Here is a 12,909-nt window from a genome sequence, read left to right on the forward strand (position 1 = left end):
TTTAAAATATAAATATTAACCACTGCCGCAGCCAAGAAGAAACCAGATCTACCAGAGTACGGCAGTGGGCACTTACACTTATTAAAAACACACTAACACATATTACACAGCAGCTAGAATCAACCAGAAAATCCTTTCCCGGCTGTTCTATTTAATTAAGCAGCTAACAGCATATCACTGCTTTCAATTACACCAACGGTATCAATAAGTGGTGCATCGGATGCCATAACGTCAAATTGGCTGGCGATAGGCATATCTTTCAGTGGGGTATTCACATCAATACCCTTAGCGGCGAGGATTTCCAACAAGGGTTCTGCATTGCCCCTCATCAAACCGTAGGTGGCTTTATGCATATCGCCTTGGTGGTTTTCTACCATTGTTTTGGTAGGGTCATATTCACCGGTCAGATCTATGCCACTCAATTTCACTTGCACTTGGTCAAGCTGTTTACCAATGCCACTTGGATTATCGCTCAAGTATTCACCCAACTCCAAGTTTGCCATTTTCCCGTGGAAGGTATGGTGGCCCATATTATAGTGCAAATCACCCTCTACGATCATAGCAGTATTAGCACTACTATGAGAGCTGCCAATTGAATATTGGGTACCACTAAACCACCCGCCGCCGGAAAATTGGCCAAAGTCCTTGGCATATCCTGGCGCCTGCGTGTCTTTTATATCACCATGAGTGGTAGCCCACTGCTGAGTATAAGAGGTTAGAGTGTCATTACTGAACTGGCTTTGATATTGGATCGTTACTGTCATATTAAATTTCCTTATTATTAACAACAATTATATGACTCATCATTGAGTCACCGTGACTACAGATGAAATTATAATTCCACCTGAATACTTTAAATTAAATGTTATATCTGGTGTTTTTATTTAATAACTAGAATTTATATTCAAAACCGCCCTGAATAGTTCGACCACGATTTGGCGCAAAAGAAAGTGAATCACCATAACTGACTATATAAGCGCGATTAGTTATATTTTCTATTGTGCTACGCAAAGTTAAATTATTAGTTACCTTATAGCTAGCATAAAGATCAAATAAGGTATACTTCGGCCAATCCGCAACATAAGCGGTATTAGCGTGGCCGTAGCTATTAACAACCGATGCGTCTTGATGTCCTTTGTTATAGCGAATAATGGTGCCGAGATCCAGCTTTTTATCAAATAATCTTCCACCTAAAGTTAAACTACCACGATCACCGGGCAAATAAGCAGAAGAACCAAATAAGTTATTCCCCGCCAAGCAATCAATTATATTGTTTATTTTATCATTTTCGACAAGATACTGATCATCCTTAGTAAATACACGGCGTTTTACCCCTCCTAACCAAGCCCTTTTAGAACAAAAGTTATTAACACCAATCATTCTGGTATAATTTAAACTGGTATAAAAAAAACCCATGTCATAGCTTAATTGATATTCCAGACCGCGAAAACGGGTTGCCAATAAATTATTAATGTAGGTTGCATTTGCAAAAGAACCGGAACCTAGCAGTGGTTTGGTCTTGGATAATTCAAGATTAATATAATTGCTGACGCGGGTATCAAAGTAGGCCATTTTGGCCACCAGGCGGTCTTGTTCACTAAACAGATTACTGTGTTGAATATTAATGCCCGCTTCCCAAGCTTTAGAATGCTCTGCGGCCAGAAACGGATTGGGCAACATCCAGCCGTGACCATGCGCACTGCCGGTCGCCAGCACTTCGGTCATCGCCGGTGGCCGCCAGGATTTGCCGTAATTACCAAAAAACTCCAGCCACTGCACACCAGGTTTGATACCGATAGCCAAGGTGGGTGAAAGCTGTTGTTCACGGCGATCCACATCCCAGGTCATTTTGACCGTGTTATTTGAGGAGCACCGTCTTGATTCAATAGTAATATGTTGCTCATGTATCTTTCTGTTGCATGGATTTTCACGGGAATAGTTGGCAAGGTAAGATTTGCTCGGCATCCAGGTATTACCCTTTAAGCGAAATTGATCATAACGCAGGCCACCTTCCAGCCGCAGCCAGTCGGCATGTTCGTAATTCAACTGGGCAAAGGTGCTGGTCATGGTGCGCTTGCCGGGTGGGGTGACACCCAGCATTGTTTCGTGAGTTGAGTTGCCGGTGGAGCGGTCACTAAACCACTCGAGGCCATATTTGACTTGTAATTGATGGTGGTCGGCGAAGGTAAAGTAATTGGTATTTTGCAGTTGTAAACCACGGGTGTTCAAACGGGTTTGAGTCCAAAACTTTTTACAAAAAACGGCATCAGAACACAGGGTATCGGTTTCATCATTGGTATCAACGTAATAGATTTTAGCCGCCACATCCAGCCAGGCAATATGTTCTGGCTTGAGGCTATAATCCAACCCTATATTACGGTTCAGCACATCACTTACGCTGCTATTTTTCCAACCCATTTTAATTCTACGGTAGGGATCTGACTTATCGACAAGCGGCATTAACATACTGGCATTGGGGCTATTTATTTGCGTTTGCAAATAGCTGAATACCAGCCGTTGGTCGGCGGGCAAATTCCAGCCCAGTTTAGCGAGCTGTGAGCTCATTTTATAGTTGGCAAATTCAACTTTGTTATTGGTAACTTCTCTGCTTAAAACTGGGGCGGCTTTTGCGCCAAAACGAAGACCACCAATATTTCCTTTATTGCCGGGCCAATAATCTTTTAAATTGCGCTCACTGACAGCAATTAATAGATCACCATATTCATTGCCCAGCGCCAGTGCCGCACTGCCAATAAAATTAGTGCCATTATCACCGGTCATGGCGCGAATTTTACCGCCAATCTCTTTGCCCGGTTCGAGGAAATCGCTGGCATTGACCGTATTAAAGGTGGCAATCCCACCAATGACGCCCGCACCGCCAATATCACTGGTGGCTCCCTTTTCAATCACAACACTACTCAATATTTCTGGATCGATATACATCACACCATGGCGCTGACCATGACCACTTTTCATAAAGTTTTGTCGCATGCCGTCAATATTCATATTGACGCGGCCGTAGTCTTGGATCCCACGGATATTTACGGAAAGCGCGGGGTCTTGCTGACTGACGCTGGAATAGACACCGGGGGTTTGTTCCAATATATCTGCCGCATGGCGGGCAGGGCGATTATCCAATTGTTCGCGGGAGATTTCACTGACTGAGTGCAGCTCATCATATACCCAGTCACCGTCCTGGGAATTATTCGCTCCTTCTACCTTGAGTTTATCCAATAGCATATCATTTTCAGCCGAGGGGGTTACCGTTGCCTCCGCCCGAACTTTTGCTGAATACCCTTGCGTAGTTGTTAATGCTATAAAGATACCAATGGCAATTCTATTCATTGAGGTTATTATTTTTCTTCTATCTCTCACTTTATTGTCCATTTATTAGATTTCATCCTTACGATATGAATATAATTAACCTGTTAACTATTGTTAGTTCTTGAATAGCAGACGTGATAATGACCAGCAATAAAGCTAATGCCGGGCAACCAGAGAGGTTTGAACAAAGGAAAGTCATTATCTATTAACGATATGACTGACCTTTTTCAAAATAGAAAAATCATAAAGAATTAAATCCAATAACAGCCCAGCTACTTTATTAATAGATAAGGTAACGTGAAAATAACATGGGGTTTAGGCTATTTTTGAATTTTATATCTTTATTTTTAATCTTAGTAGAGGTTTCACTACAACGCCACTGGTTGATAATGATTATCATAATCATTAGGAGGTATAAACTCAACTGAATATTAAAATTAAAATCTTATTAGGCTGAAAATATTGGTTTTATAACGTAGGTTAAATAAGAAAAATAATCGTTAGAGTAACGTTAATCAAAATAAGACAATATGAAAAATAACATGTAAATTATTTCAAATACGTTTGCATGTAAAATGGGCCACTATAAAGTGGCCCATTATCAATATTAATACCTAACTAATTAAATTAGGCGTTCTTTCGCTTCGGCAATAGCAGAAGCCACCTGCTGTGGTGAGACCCCACCTTTAGCAACACGTTTATCCAGGCAAGATTGCAATGCCAGAATCGGATAGACATCATCGCCAATCACTGCGCTGAACTTCTGCAAATCGGCCAGCGAGAGTGCTTCCAGCGCTTTACCCTGACGAATAGCTTCAACGACTGCTTCACCAACAATATGGTGCGCCTCACGGAAGGGTACGCCCTTGGCGACCAGATAATCAGCCAGTTCAGTAGCATTGGCGTAACCCTGTTCTGCCGCTTCTTTACAACGTGGCCGTTTTACCTGAATACCGTCTAATACCAGCGCCGCCATATGCAGGCAATCGAGCCAGGTATCCAACGCATCAAACAGCCCTTCTTTGTCTTCCTGCATGTCTTTGTTATAAGCAAGAGGCAAGCCTTTCAACGTCATCATCATTCCGGTCAATGCACCTTGTACCCGGCCACATTTACCACGGATTAATTCCAACGCATCTGGGTTTTTCTTCTGTGGCATCAAGGAAGAACCGGAGGTCACACGATCCGATAAATCAACAAAAGCCGCTTCGCCACTGTTGAAGAAGATCAGATCCTCAGCAAAACGAGACAAATGCACCATGCCGATGCTGGCATCAGACAGTAGCTCTAAGACGTGGTCGCGGTCTGAAACACTGTCGAGGCTGTTGCGAGTGGCAGAGGCGAAACCTAACCAGCTAGCCAGTTGTTCGCGATCGATGGCATAGGCAGTACCTGCCAATGCACCACTGCCCAATGGGCTGACATCCAAGCGCGTCAGGGTATCTTGCAGTCGGCTTTGGTCACGCGACAGCATTTCTGCATACGCCAGACACCAGTGAGCAAAAGTCACCGGTTGAGCACGTTGCAAGTGGGTATAACCCGGCATGACGGCATCCTGATTCGCTTCGGCTGTGGCAACCAGCGCCTGCTGCAACTGCTTAACCGCAGTTTGTAATTCAGTAATCTGGAATTTGCACCACAATTTCAGATCGGTCGCCACCTGATCATTACGGCTACGGCCGGTATGCAGTTTTTTGCCTAAATCGCCAACTTTATCAATCAGTTTGGTTTCGACCCAACTGTGAATATCTTCAGCATCACTGTTCAAGATAGCCTGTGGATCGGCCTGCACTTCTTTTTGCAATGCATCAAGTGCCTGTTCCAGTTGTTGCTGTTCGGTAGCCGTTAATACCCCAACCGTCACCAGCGCTTTCGACCAGGCAACAGAACCGATAATATCCTGCTCCGCCAGCCGATAATCAAACCGCAGTGAATCGTTGAATTGCTTGAAACGCTGATCTGCCGCCTGACTGAACCGCCCGCCCCACAATGCCATAATCTTTCTTCCCTAGTTTCAGAATAAAAACTCATAATAAAATAAACAGTATCAGGTATCAGGCCGAAATACGTGTACCGATCGGCTCACCATTAAACAGTGCCGGTAACTGATCCGCATGACGCCAACTGGCAATATCTACCGGGCGGCCTAGTGAGCGTGCTGCATCCAGTGCTGCGTTCACTTTAACTACCATACCATCGGTGATGATGCCTTGAGCAATGAGTTGCTCGGCTTTTTGCGCCGTCATTTCAGCAATCCGTTGGCCTTTACCATCCAGTATGCCACTAACATCAGACAACAAGATCAAATCTGCCCCAAGGGTGGCGGCTAACGCGGTGGCTGCCTGATCGGCATTCACATTCATCAGTTGACCGTCGGCAGTAATACCAATGGAGCTGATAATGGGCATGTAATCCGCAGCCAGCAAGGTATTCACCAAAGTAGGTGACCCCGGCTGAGCATTACCCACATGCCCCAGCTCGGCATCCAGTAGGGTTACCGAGACGGTTCCACCATCGCCCAGACACAAGCCAACAGCATTAATATTATGTTTCACCGCCCAAGACAGCAGGGTTTTGTTAGCGGTGCCCGCCAGTGCGCCGGTAATGATATCAATCTGATCAGCAGGGGTGACGCGTAAGCCGTTTTTCTTCACCACCGGCAAAGCGAGTTTTTTCATAAGATCGTCAACCAGACAACCGCCACCGTGCATAATCACTAGCGGGCGCTCATGCTTTTCGCGATAAGTCACCAATGCAGTAAACAGGCGTTCCAGCGCTTCTTCGCTGTCGAGCAACACGCCACCTAATTTAATGACTAACGGATTCATCATTTTTGCGCCTTATTTAATCGGGTAAAATTTATGGGGTTACAGGCATGACCGCGACCAGCAATTTCGGCTAGTGACTAACCTTGCCCCACAACAAAGACTCGGTTTCTGTAAAACCAAAACGTATATTCATGCATTGCACAGCCTGAGCTGCTGCACCTTTCAGTAGGTTATCTTCGGTCGCGACAATAATTAAATGTTCGCCTTGCACTGAGAAACCAATATCGCAGAAAGGCAAACCAACCACCGCTTTCAACGCGGGAACACCTTGCTGATACAACCGCACCAGCGGTTTATCCTGATAAGCATGGTGATACGCGTTGGCAATATCTTGCGCCGTAATACCCGCGTTCAGACGGCAGGTAATGGTCGCCAAAATGCCCCGGGCGAAATTACCCAAGTGCGGGGTAAAAATAACTGGCGTGCCAAGGTGAGCCACAATTTCTGGATGATGACGATGATTAAACAAGCCGTAGGGCTGTAAACTCACTTCACAGAAACTGTTGCCGATACTGGCCTTACGCCCTGCGCCGCTGACGCCACTGACCGCATTAATCACCGGCCACTGTGCTTCATTCAATAATTTATTATCAACCAACGGCTTAAGCGCTAATTGCGATGCGGTTGGATAACAGCCTGGTACCGCGATCAACTGTGCCTGCTTAATCTCTTCTGCCTGCCATTCAGCAAGCCCATAGACGGCTTTATCCAGCCAATCGGGATGTTTATGTTCAAAACCATAATACTGACGGTAAAACGCCGTATCTTTAACCCGAAACGCACCAGAGAGATCGAATACGACACAACCGGCAGCTAAAAATTGCGGCGCTAAATCATGGCTGACCTCGTGGGCGGTAGCGAGGAACACAACATCAACTCCGTTTGCTGCCTGAGCCACATCCACCAAGGGTTGTAGCGGGAGATCAATAATGCCTTTTAGCTGCGGATGCAGGTCAGAAAGTAATTTTCCTGCATCTGCACTTTGCGCTGAAACCGTTAAACCGGTTATGTTCATATGTGGGTGACGACTCAGGTAAGCCGTAAGCTCCGCTCCGGCATAACCACTGGCACCAACAATTAGCGTATTCAACATGGGTTCAGTTCACCTTACCCTGCTTACTTGACGTTGCAGCAGTGCTTATTACTCACTTGCCGCCTACCTGCAACTCCAAGTACTTTGGGTATAAAAATGTAATTCGGTATAAAGACATAAGTAGTCAAAACCGGTATTTGGGTTTTCAGCAAGGTTTTGCTGTTCCCCTCGTGATTGAGCGTTGACATTTTCGTAAATTTAAGGGTGTTTTTCGGTTCCCTTACGCTCAAGCTTAATGTATTTTTATTCATAATTACTGCATGAATATTGATACTATCCTAACCAAAGGCTGTCAACAGTGAAGATGAAATTACCTCCATTTATTGAGCTGTATCGGGCGTTAATCGCGACGCCATCGATCAGCGCAACCGATAGCGCTCTCGATCAAAGTAATGAGGCGTTAATCAACTTGTTGGCCGGATGGTTTGCAGACTTGGGTTTTCGTGTCGAGATCCAACCCGTGCCCGATACACGCCACAAATTTAATCTGCTTGCCAGCATTGGAGAAGGCAATGGTGGATTATTGCTGGCGGGTCATACCGATACTGTGCCTTTTGATGAAGGGCGTTGGACGCGCTCACCGTTCACCCTGACCGAACATGACAATAAGTTGTATGGCTTGGGTACCGCCGACATGAAAGGCTTCTTCGCCTTTATTCTGGATGCGGTGCGCGATATCGATGCCAGCAAACTGAGCAAGCCACTGTATATTCTGGCAACCGCCGATGAAGAAACCACCATGGCAGGCGCGCGCTACTTTGCCGCCTCCAGCCAGCTGCGCCCAGATTTTGCCATTATCGGGGAGCCAACCTCGCTGCAACCGGTGCGGGCGCACAAAGGGCATATTTCCAATGCTATCCGAATTACCGGTCAGTCTGGGCATTCTAGCGATCCGGCACGTGGGGTGAATGCCATTGATTTAATGCATGAATCTATCACTCAATTGATGAAGCTACGCACCAGGTTGCAAGAGCGTTATCACAATCCGGCGTTTACTATTCCGTATCCCACCATGAATTTTGGTCATATTAACGGCGGTGATGCGGCAAACCGTATCTGTGCTTGCTGCGAATTGCATATGGATATCCGCCCGTTGCCAGGCCTGACATTAAGTGATCTGAATGAGTTAATGACCGAAGCGCTGACACCGGTAAGCCAGCGCTGGCCGGGCCGTTTGAGCATTGACGAACTGCATCCACCGATCCCAGGCTATGAATGCCCAACCGATCACCATATGGTAGGAGTTATCGAGAAATTATTGGGTGAGCGTACCGCGGTGGTGAACTATTGCACCGAAGCGCCGTTTATCCAGCAAGTGTGCCCAACTCTGGTGCTGGGACCCGGTTCGATCGATCAAGCCCATCAGCCAGATGAATTTATCGATATGGCCTTTATCGAGCCAACCCGCGAGCTGATTGGTCAGTTGGTTGACCATTTCTGCCAGCAGTAATTACCTCTTATGGGGTAGGCGATCAATTTTGCCTATTAGGAAGACTGATAACCTGACCTTGGTAATTAAATTTCAGCAATATCCCTAAAATTGATGTTTTTTTGCTAAAAATAGTGTCAATTGGAGTATGGAATTGAACGTGGCGAGTGGAATTGTCCATCTCGGCCTTTTGGGTGAAATTAATTTACAAAAAGAAACCATAAAAGTTTATACCCAAAGTCATTGGCGTTGCAGGTAGGCAGCAAGTGAAAGACAAATCGGTTGAAGACCGATTTGAACAGCATTTATGCTAGCCCGCAGGGTGAGCCTCTTTGAGGCTCATTAATCCCGATCAGCTGACACCGGTCAGTGATTCGGGTGAGTAAGCGTCGCTAACCACCCTGCGGCGTCAAGGGCGAAGGGGATATGGGTCAGGGGTCATATGAACGAACAATATTCCGCAATGCGAAGTAACGTCAGTATGCTCGGTACGCTACTCGGGGACACCATCAAAGAAGCGCTTGGTGAACACATCCTTGAAAAAGTAGAAACCATCCGTAAATTATCCAAATCTTCGCGTGCTGGTAATGAAGCGAGCCGTCAGGAACTGCTGACCACGCTGCAAAATCTGTCCAACGACGAGCTGCTGCCGGTAGCCCGTGCTTTTAGCCAATTCCTCAATCTGACGAATACGGCAGAGCAATATCACAGTATTTCACCACACGGTGAAGCCGCAAGTAACCCAGAAGCTCTGGCCCAGCTTTTCACCCGCTTAAAAGATAAAAAGCTGAGTGAGAAAGATATGCGCAGCGCGGTTGATGAGTTATCCATTGAGTTGGTGTTAACCGCTCACCCAACCGAAATTACACGTCGCACCCTGATCCACAAACTGGTGGAAGTGAATACCTGCCTGAGCCAGTTGGATCACAATGACTTAGCCGATTACGAACGCAACAAGATCATGCGTCGTTTGCGCCAGTTAGTTGCACAATCGTGGCATACTGACGAAATTCGTAAAATACGCCCTTCCCCAGTAGATGAAGCCAAATGGGGCTTTGCCGTGGTTGAAAACAGCCTGTGGGAAGGTGTGCCCGCATTCCTGCGTGAGTTTAACGAGCAGTTACAAAACTCGCTCGATTACCGCTTGCCTGTAGAGGCCGTACCAATACGCTTCACCTCTTGGATGGGGGGGGACCGTGACGGTAACCCGAACGTTACCGCTGAAATTACCCGCCATGTGCTGTTACTCAGCCGTTGGAAAGCCACCGACCTGTTCTTGCGTGATATTCAAGTGTTGGTATCAGAGCTGTCCATGTCGGAATGTACCCCGGAACTGCGTGAATTGGCCGGTGGCGAAGAGGTGGTCGAACCTTATCGCGAATTAATGAAACGCGTCCGTACCCAGTTGACCAATACTCAGGCTTATCTGGAAGACCGTCTGAAAGGCGAACGTGTCTTGCCACCAACTGATTTGCTGGTGAGTAATGACCAACTGTGGGACCCGCTTTACGCCTGTTATCAGTCTCTGAAAACCTGTGGCATGGAGATCATTGCTAACGGCCAACTGTTGGACACCCTGCGCCGCGTGCGCTGTTTTGGTGTGCCATTGGTGCGTATCGATGTGCGCCAGGAAAGTACCCGCCACACCGATGCCATCGCTGAACTGACCCGTTATCTGGGCCTCGGCGATTATGAAAGCTGGTCTGAGGCAGACAAACAAGCCTTCCTGATCCGCGAACTGAACTCCAAGCGCCCACTGGTTCCGCTGAAATGGGAACCGAGTGCTAATACACAAGAAGTGCTGGAAACGTGCCGGGTGATTGCCGAAGCACCACAAGGCTCTATCGCCGCTTATGTTATCTCCATGGCTAAAGTGCCATCAGACGTGCTGGCAGTACATTTACTGCTGAAAGAAGCGGGTTGCCCATTCACGCTGCCAGTTGCGCCATTGTTCGAAACCCTTGATGACCTGAACAATGCCGACGAAGTGATGACCCAGTTGCTAAATATCGACTGGTATCGCGGCCTGATCCAAGGCAAGCAGATGGTGATGATTGGCTATTCCGACTCGGCAAAAGATGCCGGCGTAATGGCAGCATCCTGGGCGCAATATCGTGCGCAAGATGCGTTGATCAAAACCTGTGAGAAGGCCGGTATCTCTCTGACGCTGTTCCACGGTCGTGGCGGTTCTATCGGCCGTGGCGGTGCGCCTGCACATGCAGCTCTGCTCTCTCAGCCTCCGGGTAGCTTAAAAGGCGGCTTACGCGTCACTGAACAAGGCGAGATGATCCGCTTTAAATTTGGGCTGCCGGAAGTCACTATCAGCAGTCTGGCGCTGTATGCCGGAGCGATTCTGGAAGCCAATCTGTTACCGCCGCCAGAGCCGAAGAAAGAGTGGGTTGAGGTGATGGACATTCTATCGGACGCTTCCTGCGATATGTATCGCGGCTACGTGCGTGAGAATCCTGAGTTTGTCCCTTACTTCCGCGCCGCGACCCCAGAGCTGGAATTAGGTAAGTTGCCATTGGGTTCTCGCCCGGCAAAACGCCGTGCGGATGGCGGAGTCGAGAGCTTACGTGCCATTCCGTGGATTTTCGCCTGGACACAAAACCGCCTGATGCTACCTGCCTGGCTGGGTGCAGGGGCCGGTTTGCAAAAAGCGATTGATGCCGGTAAGAAAGAAGTATTAGCCACGATGTGTCGTGACTGGCCATTCTTCTCTACCCGTATCGGGATGCTGGAAATGGTGTTCGCCAAAGCTGATTTGTGGCTGGCGGAGTATTACGACCAACGTTTAGTGGATAAATCACTGTGGCCGTTGGGTCAGCAATTACGTGACCAGTTAGCCGCAGATATTAAAGTGGTGCTGGCTATCGCCAACGATGACCACTTGATGGCTGATTTGCCGTGGATTGCGGAATCGATCGCGTTGCGTAATGTGTATACCGACCCACTGAACGTGCTGCAAGCTGAGCTGTTGCACCGTTCGCGCCAGCATGAGCACCCAGATGCCCGTGTTGAGCAGGCATTGATGGTGACTATCGCCGGTGTGGCTGCGGGAATGCGGAATACAGGTTAGCCATTGATTTTGGGGGAAGCGATTCCCCTGATTATCTTTTGTTTGCTTGATGATTATGATGAAAAGGGGCCACCGCCCCTTTCAAAAATTACGGTCTCACCCCGAGGGTATGGCAAATCGCATAACTCAACTCTGCCCGATTCAAGGTATAGAAATGGAAATCCTTCACCCCTTCACGGCTTAAAATCTTCACCATATCCATCGCCACTGAGGCACCCACCATTTTGCGCGTCTCAGGATCATTATCCAGCCCTTCGAAAATACTGGTCATCCAGTGTGGTACCCGCACGTTGGTCATGGTGGCAAAGCGCTGAAGCTGTTTAAAATTGGATACCGGTAAAATGCCCGGCACAATTTCAACGTCGATGCCGGTAGCCACACAGCGGTCGCGAAAACGCAGATAGCTCTCAACATCAAAGAAGAACTGGGTAATCGCCCGGTTAGCACCCGCATCAATCTTACGCTTGAGGTTGATCAGGTCAGCTTGCGCGCTTTTGGCTTCAGGATGGACTTCTGGATAAGCCGCCACCGAGATATCAAAATCCCCTACGTCTTTCAGCAAGGTCACCAAATCAGATGCGTACATTTCTGGTTTACCACTATCCGGTGGCAAATCCCCCCGCAGAGCAACGATATGGCGGATACCGCTGTTCCAGTAATCGGTAGCAATATCACGTAACTGAGTCGGTGAAGCATCAATGCAGGTCAGATGCGGTGCGGCTTCCAGGCCAGTGCGCTCTTTTATCCCTTTGATGATGCTGTGGGTACGATCGCGCTCGCCAGAGTTCGCGCCATAAGTCACCGAGACAAACTTAGGTTTCAGGGTGCTAAGACGATCAATCGAACTCCACAGGGTCTCTTCCATCTCGCTGGTACGCGGCGGGAAAAACTCAAAAGAAACATTAATCTGACCCTGCAACTCTGACAGACTTTGATTCAGCGCTTCCCGCTGGTTTGCGTGGAAAAAACTCATACCCTGTTACTCCATTGTCGTTATGACGACTTATGTTATCTGTTACCGCTCATTTATGAGCATCTATACGTTTAGACGGCTAAATAGAAAATGACGGAAGTTGGCTAAAGAGTCAACTTTTAAATAAGTTTAGGACGATGATTAATCTTCACACGCCATACGCAGAAAATTCATGTAGACCTC

The 12,909-nt window shown here is 47.5% G+C and carries 8 protein-coding genes; 2 read left to right on the top strand and 6 right to left on the bottom strand.

What is annotated here, in order from left to right:
- Positions 1–155: 155 nt before the first annotated feature.
- From V1956_RS01430 to argC, 5 genes are all read right to left on the bottom strand, one after another.
- Positions 156–764 carry a heme acquisition protein HasA gene (locus V1956_RS01430; protein WP_442824741.1) on the bottom strand — a complete coding sequence of 203 codons (609 nt, stop codon included), beginning with the start codon at positions 762–764 and terminating at the stop codon, positions 156–158.
- A 127-nt stretch (positions 765–891) separates the two neighbouring features.
- Positions 892–3,387 (bottom strand): TonB-dependent hemoglobin/transferrin/lactoferrin family receptor, encoded by a 2,496-nt coding sequence (locus V1956_RS01435; RefSeq protein WP_442824742.1) that lies wholly within the window; start codon positions 3,385–3,387, stop codon positions 892–894.
- A gap of 559 nt (positions 3,388–3,946) precedes the next feature.
- A complete protein-coding gene (gene argH, locus V1956_RS01440) occupies positions 3,947–5,320 on the bottom strand; it encodes an argininosuccinate lyase (protein WP_372560114.1) in 1,374 nt (457 codons plus the stop codon).
- Positions 5,321–5,378: 58 nt separating this feature from the next.
- Positions 5,379–6,152 (bottom strand): acetylglutamate kinase, encoded by a 774-nt coding sequence (gene argB, locus V1956_RS01445; protein ID WP_372560675.1) that lies wholly within the window; start codon positions 6,150–6,152, stop codon positions 5,379–5,381.
- Positions 6,153–6,222: 70 nt separating this feature from the next.
- On the bottom strand, positions 6,223–7,245 hold the full coding sequence (gene argC, locus V1956_RS01450; protein WP_420074415.1) for an N-acetyl-gamma-glutamyl-phosphate reductase: 1,023 nt from the start codon (positions 7,243–7,245) through the stop codon (positions 6,223–6,225).
- A gap of 304 nt (positions 7,246–7,549) precedes the next feature.
- Between argC and argE the strand changes: the two genes are divergently transcribed.
- Both argE and ppc read left to right on the top strand, forming a co-directional pair.
- The gene (gene argE, locus V1956_RS01455) at positions 7,550–8,695 is read left to right on the top strand and encodes an acetylornithine deacetylase (RefSeq protein ID WP_420071222.1); all 1,146 of its coding nucleotides are present in this window, start codon (positions 7,550–7,552) and stop codon (positions 8,693–8,695) included.
- A gap of 421 nt (positions 8,696–9,116) precedes the next feature.
- On the top strand, positions 9,117–11,753 hold the full coding sequence (gene ppc / locus V1956_RS01460) for a phosphoenolpyruvate carboxylase (RefSeq protein ID WP_372560117.1): 2,637 nt from the start codon (positions 9,117–9,119) through the stop codon (positions 11,751–11,753).
- 88 nt (positions 11,754–11,841) lie between these two features.
- On the opposite strand, the gene metF is transcribed toward ppc, so the two are convergent.
- On the bottom strand, positions 11,842–12,726 hold the full coding sequence (gene metF / locus V1956_RS01465) for a methylenetetrahydrofolate reductase (RefSeq protein ID WP_083161792.1): 885 nt from the start codon (positions 12,724–12,726) through the stop codon (positions 11,842–11,844).
- Positions 12,727–12,909: the final 183 nt, after the last annotated feature.

This window comes from Yersinia sp. 2540 StPb PI (assembly GCF_052217165.1).
In the GTDB taxonomy this organism is placed as follows: domain Bacteria; phylum Pseudomonadota; class Gammaproteobacteria; order Enterobacterales; family Enterobacteriaceae; genus Yersinia; species Yersinia enterocolitica_E.

Bases quoted from the DNA above. Each gene is read 5' to 3' on its own strand.
- argE (WP_420071222.1), top strand. From the start codon at position 7,550: ATGAAATTACCTCCATTTATTGAGCTGTATCGGGCGTTAATCGCGACG.
- argC (WP_420074415.1), bottom strand. From the start codon at position 7,245: ATGTTGAATACGCTAATTGTTGGTGCCAGTGGTTATGCCGGAGCGGAG.
- metF (WP_083161792.1), bottom strand. From the start codon at position 12,726: ATGAGTTTTTTCCACGCAAACCAGCGGGAAGCGCTGAATCAAAGTCTG.
- V1956_RS01430 (WP_442824741.1), bottom strand. From the start codon at position 764: ATGACAGTAACGATCCAATATCAAAGCCAGTTCAGTAATGACACTCTA.
- V1956_RS01435 (WP_442824742.1), bottom strand. From the start codon at position 3,387: ATGGACAATAAAGTGAGAGATAGAAGAAAAATAATAACCTCAATGAAT.
- ppc (WP_372560117.1), top strand. From the start codon at position 9,117: ATGAACGAACAATATTCCGCAATGCGAAGTAACGTCAGTATGCTCGGT.
- argB (WP_372560675.1), bottom strand. From the start codon at position 6,152: ATGAATCCGTTAGTCATTAAATTAGGTGGCGTGTTGCTCGACAGCGAA.
- argH (WP_372560114.1), bottom strand. From the start codon at position 5,320: ATGGCATTGTGGGGCGGGCGGTTCAGTCAGGCGGCAGATCAGCGTTTC.